Origin of the sequence: Microcoleus sp. w2-18bC1 (genome assembly GCF_036700365.1) — a bacterium.
Lineage (GTDB): Bacteria > Cyanobacteriota > Cyanobacteriia > Cyanobacteriales > Microcoleaceae > Microcoleus.
The window spans coordinates 1-16,440 of record NZ_JAUBOS010000096.1 but is presented as its reverse complement, the minus strand read 5'-3'; the positions used below and the strand labels follow the sequence as shown (position 1 = coordinate 16,440).

The following is a 16,440-nucleotide window of genomic DNA, read 5'->3' as shown; positions in this document are numbered from 1 at the left end:
AGATAAGGAGTCACGCATGAATCTTGCGGGAAGGACTTGCACCTTCATCAATCTGAGAGTTCAGTGCTCAACCTAGGAGTCAAGTTTCACTGGATTAGTTATTTACGGATTGATTACCGAGATTCACTAATCAACGAATCGCACTTCCACAAACCTTTTAAGCGTGGGCATCCTGCCCACTCCACAATAAAATTTACTCTTTGTGGAACAGGCCGGAAAGCCTGTTGCTGAGAATGATGCAATAGGTGCGAGTAAATTGATATCTGGCGGCATTCTCCCCAAACCTGTAGAGGCGAGTTTTAGCAACTATAAATTGCCTGAAATCAATAATCTCATAAACCGACCCCCACCCGACAATAAAATTCTGGATAAAGAATTGTGCAAGATGTGCGAGTGAATTGATATCTTGTGCCGAACGCAACAATCCGCCAGATATTTCAATCCCACAGCAGACTATTGCCACAGGTGCAACATATCAATTTATTAGATATATTAAACAAGGTTAGTTTTTTTTATAATAACGCTTATGGCTGTCAATCTCGCTGCCCCAACAAGTTCTAGTCTCAAACCAGAAGCCCAGAATATCTCAGCACTCAAACAAGTCTTTCAGACAATTGAGGCCGATAGCTGTCCGGGTTCCTATAATTTTCATATGCACACAGTCTACTCCGACGGGCGATTGCAGCCAGAGAAATTGATGGAACAAGCCATAGCCGGAGGTCTCAAAGGCTTAGCTATCACCGACCACCACAGCACCCAAGGCTACGTTAAAGCTCAAATTTGGCTGGATAATTGGAAATTAAACCATCCCGACAAAAATAGCGAAGCACCTAGTCTCTGGACAGGCGCTGAAATTAATGCCGAATTGCTTAACAATGAGGTACACATTCTCGGTTATGCCTTCGATCCGCAACATCCCAGTCTCAAACCTTACTTGCGAGGTAAAAGCACTGAAGGCACTTATTTTTATTCAGCAGCCAGGGTAATTGAAGCTATTCATGAAGCAGGAGGTTTAGCAGTTCTCGCACATCCTTGCAGGTATCGATCGACTGCCGATCAACTAATCCCAGAAGCAGCCCGTTTCGGCATTGACGGTGTAGAAACCTACTATGCTTACGGTAATCCCAATCCTTGGAAACCGAGTCCCAAACAAACCGCTTTAGTCAAAGAATTAGCAGAAACTTATGGTTTGCTGGGAACTTGTGGCACGGACTCTCACGGCCTGAGTCTTCTCGTCCGAATCTAAATAGTTCGGAAATAAGAAGTGCTTTATCCGGTCCTTACCAGTCTAAGCATTAGCGGATATATCTCTTATGAAAGCAATCAGAATGAGTCGAAAACAAACAGTTTATCAGGTCAATCGATTTTAGATTTTAGATTTTAGATTTTAGATTGACTCCACGGATAAATTCGGGGGCAAGTTTCCTCGGATACAGGTTTTTTATTTCTGGGTCCTGAGTCTGCGCGTTGGAATGAATCCGGGGGCTTGTATCCTGGATGGTTGATTGTCATATTAGGTGGGCTAAAATGACTATACAATTGTTTGGTAGTGAGGACTTCAGTCCTCATAAAAGTCTGTGGGCTGAAGTTTTCACTACTTGCCTGATAACGGCTATTTTACGGGACGTGAGATGATTGCGATCGCCCGGATGAGCTTTCGGTACCCAAAAGTAAGCAATTGCTTTCTTCAGGTAATATTCTTGCAACTCCGAGAGACATTGCGCCCTAAAAACCAGTCGCCCTTCTACCGTTCGGGGAACAACTGACAAGCCCGGTTAGTTGGCTGATTTGCCCAATCCAAGCGAGAATTCCCAAATCGATCCATCCAACCTTCCAAATAAGCTCGATTAGCCTTTTTTTCCTCTGGGTCGGAGGTATTCATGGGATGAGGTGCTAAACCCAAAATAGTCGCCGTCGTCACGCAAAACATCGACTTCTGAAAACTTTGGCAAATTTGCACCCGCACATCGTCTTCACCACGACAGCTAGTGCGATAAACTTCGTGCAAATACTCCGGCAAATAATGACGCATATCTTGCATCAATTGAGTTGGCGGAATCCCTGCACCTCCAATAGGTAAAGGATCAGCAAACAAAGCCCCGTAGGCAAAATCTTTTTGTTTTTCCGGGATTTGATGAGCTTGAGCGTTGTAAGAAACTGTGCCAAAAAAAGCTGTACCCCGAAAGAAAACAGCCTCTACATAAGGCACGGCTACATCTGGTAAAAATGTCAAGTTAGCCGATGCCGGAATGATATCGTAGACTTGACCGTGAATCTTGACGCTGTAGGTAATCGGTAGGCTGGCCCCGGCGACTAAACCGGCTTTGACAAAATCAACTACATCAGAAATAGACTTAGTTTCCCCTCGATCGTAGGAATCAGATAAGTCCATAAACAAATCGCTCATTACCCGCCAAAACTGACCGAGACCGGTGTAGTAAGCCAGCATCCGCACTTGTTCCGGCAAAAAATCAGGAAATGCTTTGTTGAGTCCCTGCATGAAAAAATTGCCTTTCAGTTTAGCAGCGATCGCCTTTTCGGCCAAACTGCTAAATTCCGGGGAATCCAAATAACTGTCCAAACCCCCGCCGCCGTGCCAAAGCATTGTTCTCATGCAATACTCAGCATACTCAAAATTTATGCGATCGTGCCACAAATAGCGCCTTAATTTGGGCAGCGTCACCTCTCCGTTAAAATATTTAAAAAACGGAAAAAGCACTAAAAACTGTTCTTCGGCAATATAATTGAGATTGCGAGAATAGGCATCTAAAACAATAGCATAACTTTTCAGAACGCCGACAACTTCAACCACATTTTCCGTAGATTCAGGCAGTAAAGCTTTGCCTGATTCCAAGATATCAATGTATGCGGAGAGGGGATGGGAAGATGGTTTTAATACGGTACGTGTCATTTTAATTAAGCCTGAATAGAAGGAAGAACGAAGAAATAGGTTTGTAGTAAGGAATGCAAGTCCTTTAATGATGGGCTAAAAGCTGTTAACAGAGGACTTGCACTCCTCACTACGAACCTATGGACTAAAAGCTGTTAACAGAGGACTTGCATTCCTCACTACGAACCTAGGTCATATTTTATTTCAAGTTTTGAGCAATCACTTTAACTTGCGGTGGCACATTAGCTACCATTCCGATCGCAGTTTTTTCGCTCAAAGCAACTAAAACTCCCGGCTGCACTCCCATGATTGCAATAATTATTGCTAAAACCAGCGAAGGAATGCGATCGCGCCAGCGGACTTGTGGCAAATTTACCACCACATCCGAAAGGCGGCCGAAAAAGGCGCGGTTGACCATAATTAAAAAGTAAACTGAAGTTAAACCAGTGCCGATCATGCAGAGAAAAGTTTGCACCGGAAACACTGGCAAACTGCCCCGAAATATCAAAAATTCAGCAATAAATCCAGCCAAACCCGGAATCCCCGCACTTGCCATCACGCCGAGGATCATTAAACTGCCAATCATCGGCAAACCGCGATCGGGATTGAACAAACCTTTGAGAACATCGATGTTGCGAGTGCCAGATTTTTTGTACACAATGCCGACGGTTAAGAATAGTAGCGCCGAAATTAAGCCGTGGCTAACCATTTGTAAAACAGTTCCCAGCAGACTAATCGGAGTAGCTGCGGCGCTAGCTAACAAAATGTAGCCCATGTGAGCGATCGAACTATACGCTACAATTTTTTTCATATCTTTTTGGGCGATCGCGCAACTCGCCCCGTAAAGCACACTCACCACCGCCCAACTCGCCAAAGTCGGCGCCGCCACCGCCCACGCATCTGGAAACAAACCTAAACCAAAGCGCAGCATCCCATAAGTTCCCAGCTTCAAAAGCACCCCCGCCAGCAACACCGAAACCGGGGTCGAAGCTTCTACGTGAGCATCCGGCAGCCAAGTATGAAAAGGCACCAAAGGCATCTTAATGCCAAAAGCCAGCAACACCCCTGCCAGCAAAACAATTTGCCTTACCAAAGGCAAGGGCAATCCTCCTTGCAAATGCGATGCGCCCGCTGCACCAACCAGATCGAAACTCGAAGCACCGCTAAGCCAACCAGTGCCCAAGAAAGCAGCCAGCAGCACAATTCCCGAAAATGCAGTATAGATTAAAAACTTAGTAGCAGCATAACCCCGGCGCTCGCCTCCCCAAATCGCAATTAACAGGTAAAGCGGAATCAATTCTACCTCAAAAAACAGGAAAAATAGCAGCAAATTTTGAGATAAAAAAGCCCCTGTTACGCCGCCAGTAATTAACAGAATCAAAGAATAATAAAGTCGAGGTCTGCGGATCGACTCATCCGTAGCGTAAATAGCTACCCCTGTCAGCAGAGTATTTAAAATTACCAAAGGCAGAGCCAAACCATCAACACCGAGATTGTAATTCAATCCCAAAACATCTATCCAAGGAATGAATTCCGCAAACTGCAACTGACTGGTACTGGCATCAAACTGAAATGCCAAAATCACCGAGAGAATAAAAGTTATACCCGCAATGGCGATCGCAACATTCCGAACTATTTTAGAACTCACTGAACCGGGCCAGAGCCCAATCAGGGCAGCAGCCAACATTGGTATCCAGATTAAAGCACTGAGCATCAATTAAAACTTTCCTTTGTTACACAGTATTTAGAGCTATATTTAACATTAACGCAAAGCAACTACATATAAAAGCGATCGGCCCATTTTCTTGTTAACATACATTCAAATGTGTCTGGAATCCTCTTATGACCTCAAGTCTTACAGATCGAGAAGATTTGCCAATTAAATCCGGTTCTCCTTCCACCCGCCTCACCGTTGCCGACTTGGAACAACTGCAAAGTATACTCTCGGAAGCACATCTCGACTACCAATTAGAACTGGTAGACGGGAAGATGATCGTTATGGGCCCCTCAGACATTGTATCGAGCGAAATTGGCGCCGAGTTTGGCAGACTTTTACTAAACTGGGTCAAACCCCGCAAACTCGGACGGGTATTTGAATCTAGCGGCGGGTTTATCCTCCCCAATTCCGATCTGAGAGCTCCCGATGTTTCTTTTGTAATAGCCGATCGCCTCAAACAAAGTAAAAGGTATTTTGCCGAACTTGTTCCCGACTTAGTGGTAGAAATCAAATCTCAGTCCGATCGCCTCAAACCCCTCCGAGAAAAAATTTTATCATTCATCGAACTCGGAGCCAAAGTAGGAATATTAATCGACCCGGACAAGCGCACAGTAACAATTTACACTCCGACAGCCGAGCCAGTGGTATTGAGAGACGGCGACATGATTTCAATTCCCGAACTTTTGCCCGGTTGGGAAGTTGCGGTGACAGAATTGTGGCCGATAGAGTTTGAATAAAATTAGATAAAAAAGCAGACCAACCCAGAATAAAATCATCTGCGTTCATCTGCCTTCATCTGCGGTTTAAATTTGAATAACAACTGTCAACTGTCAACTGTCAACTGTCAACTGTCAACTGTTCACCTGCGGTTTAAAACTTCCAAATAATCAACCCCAGCAACACAGCAACCCCCGTCGCAATAGTCAACACATAAAACTGCGACTGACCGGTGCCGCTGTACTTCAACCCTTCACCGCTGAAAATTGTTGCAAAACCAAACAAATTAACCGCCCCGTCCACCACATACCTATCAGTCCAAGCGCTGATTTTAGAAATAGAAGCCACAGCCCAAACCACAGTCACGCGGTAAACTCGATCGATATAAAAATCGTAAGCAAACAAATCCTGCAACACCGGCACCGGCAGCCTTACCGGTCGAGGTAAAACCTCGTACCAATAAATCGCCACCCCAACCGCAACGCCAATCAACCCAGATAACATTAACAGCGGAAGATGCAGAGTCTTCAACAGCAAATTTAAAGTATCAAAATCCCCCGTTTCCGCCCAAGGCCCAGTCCAACTAATTAAAAGTTGCCACTCCTGCAATATCCAAGGCACCAACAGCCCCATTACGGTCAAAATTACCATCGGCAAAGCCATTGGCCAACCGACTTCTGGAGCTCTGCGAGTTTTCGGCTGCGCTTTTCCAGCAAACACTAAACCGAATATGCGAGTTAAATTTAGCGCCGTCAAACCATTAACCAAAAGCAACACAATTACCAGCCACAAAGGCAGAGTCCAAAAACCGTTGAGCCAGCGCCGCATCGCCCAAAAGTTGCCTAAAGGCAACAGCGCCACCATCCCCGCAGCGCCTACTAAATAAGCCGTAGTCGTGGCAGGCATCTTCGACCACAACCCACCCATTTCTGTTAAATCTTGAGTGTTAGTTGTGGTAATAATTGACCCTACGCTCATGAATAATAAGCCCTTGGCGATCGAGTGCGCGAACAGCAACAGCAAAGCAATGTCAACTTGATTTAGCCCTACGGCGATAAACACCAAACCCAAAGAAGCGCTGGTAGAATGCGATAGTGCTCTTTTGATGTCGATTTGGGCGATCGCCACCAAGGAAGCGCCAACAGCCGTCACCGCACCCAAAACCACCAGCACCGCCTCTGCGATCGGCGACAGCGCTAAAACAGGCTGAAGTTTAATCAAAACATAAGCCCCAGCGCCCACAACTACCGTATTCCGCATAATCGAAGCCGGGTTGGGCCCTTCCATCGCCTCGTCGAGCCACAAATGGAACGGAAATTGAGCGCACTTGGCCGTAGGGGCGGCGATTAAAGCTAAACCTAAAAGAGTCGCCACTAGGGGAGACAAAGTTGCAGTTTCCGCCCATGTTTCCAAATCGGAAAAATTCAAACTTCCCGCTAAAGTTGAAAGCGTCACTACTCCCATCAGCAGCGGCACGTCTCCTACACGCTTGGTTAAAAACGCATCACGAGCGGCTGTTACTACGAGCGGTTGAGCGTACCAAAACCCGACTAGCAAGTAAGTTGAAAGCGTCAGCACTTCCAACAAAGCGTAAGTTAGAAGCAGCGAGTCGCTAATGGCAATGCCGCTAATTGCCGCTTCAAAAAAACCCATCAGCCCAAAAAATCGAGCTAGCGCCCAGTCTTTTTCCATGTAGCCTAGAGCGTAAATTTGTGCTAGCAAACTCAGAACACTCACTAACTCCATTGCTCCAACGCTGACGGTGGAGATTTCTATTGCAAAAGACAAATCTAAATCGGCTGCTTGCACCCAGTGCACGAGCAACTGTTGGGGCGGTTGATCCCAAGTCGCTGTAAAAATAACTGACCCGTGCAGGAAAGCCAACACCGTCATCAGCAAATTGAAGTAAGCTGCTGGTCTCGGGCCTGTTCTGCGAACGGTGCCCGTAGACCACGGCAAAGTTAAAATTGCGCCTATTAAGCCATATAAAGGTACCCACCAACAGGCTTGGAGGAGAAATTGAGTCATTTAATTTATCCCTTAAACTTCAAATTACGAGCTGCCTTTATACAAAAACAGTCGCGGGCGATCGCGCGAGGCCCTAAAACTTTGACTAAACCCGATCGTATAGTTGTGGCAAAATAATTTGCAGTCCAGATTAACTATACATGAAAGCATCAAAACTGATAATTATCTCAACACAAAATTATAGGCTGAGCAGAGGAGGCAGTCAAAGAAAAAAATGCCTGCCGATGGGCCAAGACTGCCTTTTTTGCCGATTTCCCTGCGATCCCCATTTTGAAATCCCCTAGTTTCCCGCCAGCGATCAGCTCCGGCTTCGCATACCGAACTCTACTTGATGAGTATTCTTACTTACTTTAATCCCCCCTCGCTCTCGGTATCTATCCCTCTAAATATTAAGATTATTAAATAAATATGAAATTATTTTAAGTAACATAAAAAATTTTAATTTTTGTTATTAAACATTATGATGTTAGTTTATATTGTCAAGGTGGACACCTTCCCCTATTCTTATAGGATAGGAAGCTTTACACTGCATTACTAAATAATGTGGGCCTCCCCGTCCAAATTTTTAGATTTCTCAAAGATTTGTAACGGTAATTTCGCTCATCCTCAAAGGAGATTCAAAAATGTCAATTGCCGTGGGAATGATTGAGACAAAAGGTTTTCCCGCTGTTGTGGAAGCTGCCGATGCTATGGTCAAAGCTGCCCGCGTTACCCTCGTGGGCTATGAAAAAATTGGCAGCGCCCGCGTCACCGTAATTGTGCGCGGCAACGTGTCGGAAGTCCAAGCCTCAGTCGCAGCAGGAGTGGAATCCGTCAAGCGTGTGAACGGCGGAGAAGTCGTCTCTACCCACATCATCGCTCGCCCCCACGAAAACCTAGAATACGTTCTGCCGATTCGATATACAGAAGCAGTAGAACAGTTCCGAGGCTACTAAGTTCTTAGCGCACAAAAGTTTTCTTAAAAGAAAATTTGTGCGATCGTCAAAAATTAACTGTTTAGTTCCCCAAATATTCAATCAGGAGTAAAACCAATGGCAATTGCAGTTGGCATGATCGAAACCCTAGGCTTCCCCGCAGTGGTAGAAGCCGCTGACGCGATGGTCAAAGCAGCCCGCGTCACCTTGGTAGGCTACGAAAAAATCGGTAGCGCTCGGGTTACGGTCATTGTAAGAGGAGATGTCTCGGAAGTGCAAGCTTCTGTCGCAGCCGGAGTAGAGTCAGTGAAGCGCGTTAACGGCGGACAAGTGATGTCCACCCACATTATCGCCCGCCCTCACGAAAACTTAGAGTACGTGTTGCCGATTCGCTACACCGAAGCTGTAGAACAGTTCCGTGAAGGCGTCAGCGGCATTCGCCCTCTCAACAGATCATAAGATAGGCGATTCCCTACGGGATAGCTTCGCTTCACGGCTGTTAGGGGCGTTTGGTAATTAAAAATTAAAAATCGCGATGTTTTTGATTTAGCATTTTTAATTTTTAATTGAGGTGGGCATGGGATATTGGTTATTAGTCATGAGTCATGAGTCCGTCGATTTTAGATTTTAGATTTTAGATTTTAGATTTTAGATTGACTCTCGCATTGAATTGGGGAGCTTGAACTCTTAGTCTAAAATTTCGAGATCGTCCACTTAAGTGGGGAATTTTACCCGTTTCTGGCGAGTCATTAGTTACTAGACGAAGAACTCTAAAAGACGCAGAGCAGACAGAAGAAAGCAAATCTAAAAACGACAAGTGACTAAGTGAAAAAATGACAATTACCAATTACCTATTACCTATTACCTAAAATGCAAATGGCCAAAGTTCTCGGCACAGTTGTCAGTACCCAAAAAGAGCCGACACTGAGAGGATCGAAATTTCTACTGCTGCAATTCATCGATGAGGAAGGTTCGCCAGTTCCCGGCTATGAGGTAGCCGCTGACTGTGTGGGCGCTGGTATAGATGAATGGGTTTTAGTGACCCGAGGCAGCGCAGCCCGGATCGCGCCCGGAAGCGAAAACCGTCCGATCGATGCTCTAGTAGTAGGCATTATAGATACTGTCAATGTAGAAAACCGCCTCATTTACAGTAAAAAAGACGACCCGTACGGCTAGTTGCAACCGTTGGCAGTTGGCAGTTGGCAGTTGATAGTTGGCAGTTGACATTGAACAGTGAACAGCTAACAGCTAACAGCTAACAGTGAACAGCTAACAGTGAACAACTAACAACTAACAACTAACAACTAACAAAAAGATTTTTCAGTTTAGGAGAACTTAATTTATGGCAGTCCGCAACGTTGCGGCTCCCCCGACGCCTTGGTCGAAAAACTTGGCTGAGCCTAAAATTCACGACACCGCCTTCGTACATTCCTTTTCTAACATTATTGGGGATGTGCAGATCGGTTCTAATGTGATGATTGCCCCCGGGACATCTATCCGCGCCGATGAAGGTACTCCTTTTTATATCGGACAAGGAAGCAACATTCAAGACGGAGTAGTGATTCACGGCCTAGAACAAGGCCGAGTCACAGGAGACGACGACAAGTCTTATTCTGTGTGGGTGGGGAAAAATACTTCCCTCACTCACATGAGTTTAATTCACGGCCCGGCCTACGTGGGCGACAACTGCTTTATCGGCTTTCGCTCCACGGTGTTCAATGCCAGAGTGGGCAACGGCTGCATTGTCATGATGCACGTACTAATTAAAGATGTGGAGATTCCCCCCGGTAAGTACGTACCTTCGGGAGCCATCATCACTAATCAGAAGCAAGCAGATCGCTTGCCTGACGTTCAAGATTCTGACATTCAATTTGCGACCCATGTCATCGGCATCAATGACGCTCTGAGAACGGGTTATCGCTGCGCTGAGAACATCGCCTGTCTAGCACCAATTCGCAACGAGCAAACTAAAAACCCAAATATGACTCAAACCAAATATTCTACCCATGCCGGCACCCAATTGAGTTCAACTCTTGCCGATAGCATCCGTAATTTACTAGCTCAAGGATATAGCGTGGGAGCAGAACACGCCGACGCACGCCGCTTCCGGACCGGTTCTTGGCGTACTTGTGGCCCGATTTCCTCAACCCGTGACTCAGAAGTGATCGCGGCTTTGTCAGCTTGCATGGCCGAGCACCAAGGAGAATACGTCCGCTTGATTGGGATTGACACCAAAGCCAAGCGCCGCGTACTAGAAGAAATCGTCCAAAGACCGGGAGACAACGGCTCTAACGGTTCTAACGGCGCGAAAACTCACCAATTTAACGGTAAAGTTGCACAAGCTTCTAACCACAATAGCGGTTCCGTGTCAAGCGGAAAATTGAGTGCCGAAACAGTGGCTCAGGTTCGCGGCTTGCTAGCTCAAGGCTACAAAATTGGCACGGAACACGCCGACGCGCGCCGCTTCCGCACCAGTTCTTGGCAAAGCGGGGCTTCGCTGCAAGTGAGAAACGAATCTGAGGCGATCGCCGCTTTGGAAGCTGTGATGAACGAGTACCCGGGCGAATACGTGCGCTTGATCGGGATTGACCCGAAAGCTAAGCGGCGCGTGGTTGAAGAACTTATTCAGCGTCCAGACGGCCCGGTTGCTCAATCGGCTAAGCCGGCAGCAACATCGGGATACAAAGCAGCTTCGACTGGTTCGGCCAGCAGCGGAAGTTTGACCGGCAAGACGATCGACCAAGTCCGCAACCTGCTTTCCCAAGGCTACAAAATTGGCACGGAACACGCCGACGCGCGCCGCTTCCGCACCGGTTCTTGGAGCAGTTGCGCCCCGATCGCATCCAACCGCGAATCCGAAGTGATTTCTGCCCTCGAAAGCTGTCTCAAAGAACACAGTGGCGAGTACGTCCGTTTGCTGGGTATCGACTCCAAGGCGAAGCGCCGGGTACTCGAAGAAATTATCCAACGACCTTAATTTGCCTGGTAATTAGCTTATTTCTCCCGTTAAGCCCTCGCACAGGTGCCCACGGGAGAAATCCCAGCGGATAGAAGTTGGATTTGAGATAGTTAAAAAGCTCGATTGAGAAGGGTTGGTCAAAATCTAGAATCTTCTGCAACTTTCTAGAAAACGTTAAAGCATCAATCTTCTCAGTATTAGTAAATTATCGCTTCTTAGATTGACATGGTTAAATTTATTAGTCGAAAAAACCCATAATTTAAAGTCCTTTGATCTAAAAAAATCGCTCCTTTCATGGTGAAGTTGAATGTATTTATCGCCACTGCAATTAAGTAGCAACTCTCAGATTTTGATGAGTGGCGATGTAGTTGTGAATGAGGGTGCGGCGATCGCCCCTGGAGCAATCCTGCAAGCAGATCCCGGAAGCCGGATCTTGATCGCCGCCGGTGCCTGTATCGGTATGGGAGTTATCCTTCACGCCCGTGAAGGTACTCTGGAAATCGCAGCGGGCGTTATTCTTGGTGCAGGAGTGCTGGTGGTAGGTGCGGGAACGATCGGGGAAAATGCCTGTATTGGCGCCGCGACCACCCTAATCAATCCTTGTATTGACAAAATGCAAATTATGCCAGCAGGTTCTCTAATGGGAGATACCAGCCGCCAAGTCACCCCAGAAGCAACCGCAACAGCCCCAACAGCAGCGCCAACATCACCAGAAACCCCCGAAGCCACTACGCCACCAGTTGATCGACCGATCGAGCCGATCGAGCCGCCACAACCCCCCGAAACACCGCCTCAAACTGCGCCGGAGACGGCCCCAGACCCGCCGGAATCCACCGCCGCAGATCCGCCCCAACCAGGGGAAACACCGACTATTCTCTACGGTCAAGCTCACATCAATCGGCTGTTGGGGACACTGTTTCCGCACCGACAAGCTTTTAATCGATCGGAGGAAAACGGCCAAACTCTATCGGGCGGTTCCGGGTAGCCGTCATTTCGGCAAAAGGCAGCTATGCTGAAGGCAGAAAGATCAAATATAAATAGGTAATCTCATATTATTGGTAGCTCAGCAATTTGTCAGGCCTTGCCGTAGCAATCTGTGTCTTGTAGCTCGTGCAGTCTGTCTTCTCATCTGAGAAACTATAAACTATCAACAAATTTTTATTTTGGGAAGTTTCTAAGGGTAATAGAAGATGGACGGACAAACAGATCGTAACAGTCACGAAGAGCGATCGCAGCGCCAGGAATACTTCAAAGACACTGCTTTGGGTTTGGTATCCACCAAGAGTTTTCCGGCAATTGTGGGGACTGCTGACATGATGCTGAAGTCGGCAGGAGTGATTTTAGTAGGATACGAAAAAATTGGTTCCGGTCACTGTACCGCGATCGTCCGGGGCAGAATTTCGGATGTGCGTTTGGCTGTGGAAGCTGGAGCTCAAACTGCCGAACAGTTCGGGCAGTTTGTTTCTAAGTTGGTGATTGCTAGACCTTTGGCTAATTTGGAAGTGGTTTTGCCGATCGGCTTTCGGCTGACTGAACTTTCGGAAAAAGGCAGTTATTCTCGGCTTAGCAATCAGGCGATCGGTTTGCTCGAAACCCGGGGATTTCCGGCAATGGTCGGTGCTTGCGATGCTATGCTCAAATCTGCAGACGTACACTTGGCAGCTTACGAGAAAATTGGCGCCGGCTTGTGCACGGCAATTATTCGCGGTGCAGTTGCAGATGTAGCAGTAGCCGTAGAAGCCGGGATGTACGAAGCTGAGCGAATTGGCGAGTTGAACGCGGTGATGGTAATTCCGAGGCCTTTGGAAGATTTGGAACAAACTTTACCGCTGGCGAGTTGCTGGATCGAGCAGCGTAAACCGGTGATGATGCCTGTGTCGGTTAAGGAAAAGGAACAAGAATTGATTGAACTTCCCGATTTGGAGAAATTGAGAGTTTATGTGGAAGAGGAAATCAATCGGTAATTGGTAATTAGGCAACAAAAGTTTGTAGAGACGTACGGCCACAAATACTGAGACTAAGTTTGTCAAAAAAATATAGAGTTTACTCGGTAGGACTGCTGGTAACAATTTATACTGAGTAGCAGTCTCAAACTTAATTTGCCGATCGAGCCGATCGCCGCTGCATCAAGAGACACAGAGCACCAAGTAAAACTAGACTTTTGAGATTAAGTCGATCGGGTAAACAATCGAACTGACTAATAAGTAAATCCAGCCGACGTGCAGAGCCTTTCAACAGGATTTAACTACTGTTAAAATAAACCAAAAATCCTGTTTACGGTAGATTGCCGGGAATCATTTAAGAGTTAATCTAACCGCAGGTGGATGCTCTTTCAACAGATGGACGGCTGTCGAACTCAAAACTGACTCCACAGGAATCAACCCCCAGAATCAAGCACTCTTGAAAGTTGACCTATGAACCTCAAACAATTTTACAAGCGCGGTTTGCACAGCGCCAAGAAAGGAAACTATGAAGCGGCGCTTGAGGACTTCGATCAGATACTGCAACTCAATCCCGCCGATGCCAAAGCCTATAACAATCGCGGCTTGGTTTACTATTACATGAAAGAGTACCAAAAAGCGATCGCCGACCTCAGCCAAGCCTTAGATATCAATCCTAATTTGTTCGAGGCTTACTTGAATCGAGGCAATGCTTGGCGTCATCTCGGAGAACACGAAAAAGCGATTGAAGATCTCAACTGCGCTTTAGCAAATAAGCCTAACAGCCACGCTATCTACAACAACCGGGGACTTGTACTTGCTAATTTAGGAAATTACGAAGAAGCAATAGAAGACTACAATCGAGCTCTATCTATCAATTCCAACAATTATAAAACCTATTACAACCGGGGGCGCGCTTACTACCTTTTGGGAGAAAAAGAGGCAGCAACAGAAAACTTTAATGAAACGCTGCGGTTGAATCCTAAATATATCAAAGCTTACATAAATCGAGGTCTCTGTTACCACCAATTAGGAGACAATACGCAGGCGATGGCCGATTACAACATTGCACTCGCCATCGATCCACAAAATGTTTATGCCTATTATAACAGAGGTTGCGTTCGCTATAAATTAAAACAAATGCAGCTTGCAATTGAAGACTTTGACAAAGCAGTAGAACTCGATCCGAACTATGTTAAAGCTTATCTCAACCGAGGTTTAGCACTGTATAAACTTGGAGATGTGACGGCAGCAAATAAGGATTTTTACCACGTAATGTGCATTAATGCGGAAGCTTATGTATACTACCAGGCCCAGCGGTGCACGCCTGATATTAATTCGTACTTTAAGGAAGCGCCACAGGTAGAACTTAATAATGCTGTAGAATACTACAATACAACCTTAAATACGATGTCAACTTCCTTAAGTTCCGCAGCATTAAACGCGGTCTGGAATCAAGAAGATTTGGAGAACAGAGACTCGATTATCTGTGAAGGTGAATTTATTAATGATTGATTTAGTATAGCCTTTCTCAGAAAGATGAGGTACAATAACAGCAGTGTGTAAACCAGTTAAAAATATCTGATGATGTAACTTGACTGAACGCCCACTCTATGGCTTTGGCTAATTCTTGATAATTAGTAGTCTTGATAGAACGGAGAATAATTTTAAGCTTTGACCAGAGATTCTCAATTGGTGAGAAATCGGGTGAATATGGAGATAAGTATATTAATTTTGCCCCTTTTTTCGATCGCTTTTTTCACTTCTTCTCCCAAGTGAATGGGACAATTATCCATAACTACACAAGCACCTTTCCATAGTTTTGGCACAAGTTTTCTGATAATAAAAGCTTCAAATGTAATTGCATCAGTTGGGCCTATTAGATTAACCGATGTCAAAATTTCCTTGACTGACATTGCTCCAATTATTGAGACATTTTTGCCACGTTTAGTTGGTTTTGGTCCCCGGGCTCTTTGACCTTTCAAAGCTCTAGCATATAACCTAACCATTGCTAAATTAACTCCAGATTCGTCAATGAATATTAAGTCTTTCAAACTAATTTTTTTTATTTTTTGCCAGAACTCACATCGCAGGAGTTGAACTCGGTCGGTGCCTTTGTCCGAGGGGAAGAGAGTTTTTTTTTGACAGTAATATCTAAGATTTTTATCCTTCTTGCTATTGTCGCTCTACTAACGGAAAATCCAATTTTCCCATAAAGTAAATAACGAAGTTCTTCAAGAGTAGCATCATTGTTTGATTCAATCAATTCCCCCAATATGAGTAGTTGCTCTGCATTCAGTTTGCCTTTGACTCCACGGGAGCATCCCGATTTTGCAAGTATACAAAAGTATGATAAAATGCGCTGCTTTTGGGAAAAGCCAACACTTAGCTTCCTCCAAAAATATGTTTTAGAGTCAATCAGCCATTTTAGAGGAACTGAAGAATAGAGTGTCTCAAGAGTTACAATAGTCAATAAATAATTTTGAGAGACTAAACATGACGCCTGACTACCCGAGCACGCTTACAAGCTCATACTGCTGAAATCGCCAAAATTTTATACAGAAACACTTCCCCCGAGGCATTAGATAACCTGGAAACAATAGAAGGGCACTTGAGAAAACAATGGATAGAGATAGTGGGACCCGAAGTTGCTTTTTTTTTATCAAAGAAACCACGGGAACAGACAAAGGACGCCGCCGAACAGTAAAAAGCTGTGTGGGTGAGTTAACAATTACCGACAAACAAGCAGAAAAATTAAATCTCAAAAAATCGACTCGCTTGGCCCCTTTTTTTGAGAAATGCTGTCTGCGACAAGTAGCCCTGTTATCCTATTCCAAGGCATCTCAAGAAATTGAAGTACAGACGGGAGTCAAGATAGGTCATACCAGTTTACATAGATTGGTAGAAAACCAAGAGTGGGTTGAACCAGTAGCCTCCGACCCCATTAAAGAAACCAGCGTAGATGGGGGGAAAGTGCGTATTAGAGGACCAAAAGGAGAGGGTTCTCACTGGCTCGATTATAAAGCAGTTAGTCTTCATGACAGCTTTTATGCTGCATATTTTCTGGAAAATGAAGTATTGATTAATTATGTCAATCGTCAGCCGTTAAATTCCCTAGTACAGCTCGGCGTAAATACACAGACTATTAAACAGCCAAGACTTTACCCTTATATGTCCACTTAAAAGGTTTGGCCATTGGGCTCTCCTGAGTTTATGGTGTAAAATGTACATACTAATACATTTACCATTATGAGCTTCCATCTAGACTATCTATT

Annotated in this window: 14 protein-coding genes and 1 pseudogene; 10 read left to right on the top strand and 5 right to left on the bottom strand. The window is 45.5% G+C overall.

The genetic code is table 11. The annotated features are described in order from the left end of the window. Positions 1–526 precede the first annotated feature (526 nt). Entirely contained in the window at positions 527–1,246 is a 720-nt protein-coding gene (locus tag QT979_RS27175; RefSeq protein ID WP_333216116.1) for a PHP domain-containing protein, read from the top strand. 498 nt (positions 1,247–1,744) lie between these two features. On the opposite strand, the gene QT979_RS27170 is transcribed toward QT979_RS27175, so the two are convergent. Then, positions 1,745–2,911 (bottom strand): CO2 hydration protein, encoded by a 1,167-nt coding sequence (locus QT979_RS27170; RefSeq protein WP_333312219.1) that lies wholly within the window; start codon positions 2,909–2,911, stop codon positions 1,745–1,747. 178 nt (positions 2,912–3,089) lie between these two features. Then, positions 3,090–4,604, bottom strand: coding sequence for an NADH-quinone oxidoreductase subunit M (locus QT979_RS27165; protein ID WP_333312218.1), 1,515 nt, complete (start codon positions 4,602–4,604; stop codon positions 3,090–3,092). A gap of 128 nt (positions 4,605–4,732) precedes the next feature. Between QT979_RS27165 and QT979_RS27160 the strand changes: the two genes are divergently transcribed. Next, positions 4,733–5,344, top strand: coding sequence for a Uma2 family endonuclease (locus QT979_RS27160; RefSeq protein WP_333312217.1), 612 nt, complete (start codon positions 4,733–4,735; stop codon positions 5,342–5,344). 133 nt (positions 5,345–5,477) lie between these two features. On the opposite strand, the gene QT979_RS27155 is transcribed toward QT979_RS27160, so the two are convergent. Continuing rightward, on the bottom strand, positions 5,478–7,352 hold the full coding sequence (locus QT979_RS27155) for an NAD(P)H-quinone oxidoreductase subunit F (protein ID WP_333312216.1): 1,875 nt from the start codon (positions 7,350–7,352) through the stop codon (positions 5,478–5,480). A gap of 623 nt (positions 7,353–7,975) precedes the next feature. Between QT979_RS27155 and QT979_RS27150 the strand changes: the two genes are divergently transcribed. The 7 genes from QT979_RS27150 (at position 7,976) to QT979_RS27120 (ending at position 14,680) form a co-directional block, all read left to right on the top strand. Beyond that, complete coding sequence (locus tag QT979_RS27150; protein WP_006635059.1) at positions 7,976–8,287, top strand: carbon dioxide-concentrating mechanism protein CcmK; 312 nt, start codon at positions 7,976–7,978, stop codon at positions 8,285–8,287. A gap of 96 nt (positions 8,288–8,383) precedes the next feature. Beyond that, a complete protein-coding gene (locus tag QT979_RS27145; RefSeq protein WP_006635058.1) occupies positions 8,384–8,725 on the top strand; it encodes a carbon dioxide-concentrating mechanism protein CcmK in 342 nt (113 codons plus the stop codon). A gap of 411 nt (positions 8,726–9,136) precedes the next feature. Next, the gene (locus QT979_RS27140; protein WP_006635057.1) at positions 9,137–9,442 is read left to right on the top strand and encodes a EutN/CcmL family microcompartment protein; all 306 of its coding nucleotides are present in this window, start codon (positions 9,137–9,139) and stop codon (positions 9,440–9,442) included. Positions 9,443–9,608: 166 nt separating this feature from the next. Then, complete coding sequence (locus QT979_RS27135; protein WP_333216106.1) at positions 9,609–11,243, top strand: ribulose bisphosphate carboxylase small subunit; 1,635 nt, start codon at positions 9,609–9,611, stop codon at positions 11,241–11,243. Positions 11,244–11,532: 289 nt separating this feature from the next. After that, positions 11,533–12,210, top strand: coding sequence for a carbon dioxide concentrating mechanism protein (locus QT979_RS27130; protein WP_333312215.1), 678 nt, complete (start codon positions 11,533–11,535; stop codon positions 12,208–12,210). Positions 12,211–12,415: 205 nt separating this feature from the next. Continuing rightward, positions 12,416–13,189: a BMC domain-containing protein gene (locus QT979_RS27125; RefSeq protein WP_333101844.1), complete on the top strand. Its 774-nt coding sequence runs from the start codon at positions 12,416–12,418 to the stop codon at positions 13,187–13,189. Positions 13,190–13,639: 450 nt separating this feature from the next. Next, positions 13,640–14,680 (top strand): tetratricopeptide repeat protein, encoded by a 1,041-nt coding sequence (locus tag QT979_RS27120; protein ID WP_333312214.1) that lies wholly within the window; start codon positions 13,640–13,642, stop codon positions 14,678–14,680. Between the two features lie 16 nt (positions 14,681–14,696). Here QT979_RS27120 and QT979_RS27115 read toward each other — a convergent pair. Next, a pseudogene (locus tag QT979_RS27115) lies at positions 14,697–15,174 on the bottom strand (transposase). A gap of 56 nt (positions 15,175–15,230) precedes the next feature. Beyond that, positions 15,231–15,638, bottom strand: a complete 408-nt coding sequence (locus QT979_RS27110; RefSeq protein WP_333312212.1) for a hypothetical protein — start codon at positions 15,636–15,638, stop codon at positions 15,231–15,233. A gap of 242 nt (positions 15,639–15,880) precedes the next feature. Between QT979_RS27110 and QT979_RS27105 the strand changes: the two genes are divergently transcribed. Then, on the top strand, positions 15,881–16,348 hold the full coding sequence (locus QT979_RS27105) for a hypothetical protein (protein ID WP_333312211.1): 468 nt from the start codon (positions 15,881–15,883) through the stop codon (positions 16,346–16,348). The last annotated feature ends 92 nt before the right edge of the window (positions 16,349–16,440 follow it).

What these genes read in the sequence shown, in the direction of transcription:
- QT979_RS27175 (WP_333216116.1), top strand. Translation starts at nt 527, where the DNA reads ATGGCTGTCAATCTCGCTGCCCCAACAAGTTCTAGTCTCAAACCAGAA.
- QT979_RS27170 (WP_333312219.1), bottom strand. Translation starts at nt 2,911, where the DNA reads ATGACACGTACCGTATTAAAACCATCTTCCCATCCCCTCTCCGCATAC.
- QT979_RS27165 (WP_333312218.1), bottom strand. Translation starts at nt 4,604, where the DNA reads ATGCTCAGTGCTTTAATCTGGATACCAATGTTGGCTGCTGCCCTGATT.
- QT979_RS27160 (WP_333312217.1), top strand. Translation starts at nt 4,733, where the DNA reads ATGACCTCAAGTCTTACAGATCGAGAAGATTTGCCAATTAAATCCGGT.
- QT979_RS27155 (WP_333312216.1), bottom strand. Translation starts at nt 7,352, where the DNA reads ATGACTCAATTTCTCCTCCAAGCCTGTTGGTGGGTACCTTTATATGGC.
- QT979_RS27150 (WP_006635059.1), top strand. Translation starts at nt 7,976, where the DNA reads ATGTCAATTGCCGTGGGAATGATTGAGACAAAAGGTTTTCCCGCTGTT.
- QT979_RS27145 (WP_006635058.1), top strand. Translation starts at nt 8,384, where the DNA reads ATGGCAATTGCAGTTGGCATGATCGAAACCCTAGGCTTCCCCGCAGTG.
- QT979_RS27140 (WP_006635057.1), top strand. Translation starts at nt 9,137, where the DNA reads ATGCAAATGGCCAAAGTTCTCGGCACAGTTGTCAGTACCCAAAAAGAG.
- QT979_RS27135 (WP_333216106.1), top strand. Translation starts at nt 9,609, where the DNA reads ATGGCAGTCCGCAACGTTGCGGCTCCCCCGACGCCTTGGTCGAAAAAC.
- QT979_RS27130 (WP_333312215.1), top strand. Translation starts at nt 11,533, where the DNA reads ATGTATTTATCGCCACTGCAATTAAGTAGCAACTCTCAGATTTTGATG.
- QT979_RS27125 (WP_333101844.1), top strand. Translation starts at nt 12,416, where the DNA reads ATGGACGGACAAACAGATCGTAACAGTCACGAAGAGCGATCGCAGCGC.
- QT979_RS27120 (WP_333312214.1), top strand. Translation starts at nt 13,640, where the DNA reads ATGAACCTCAAACAATTTTACAAGCGCGGTTTGCACAGCGCCAAGAAA.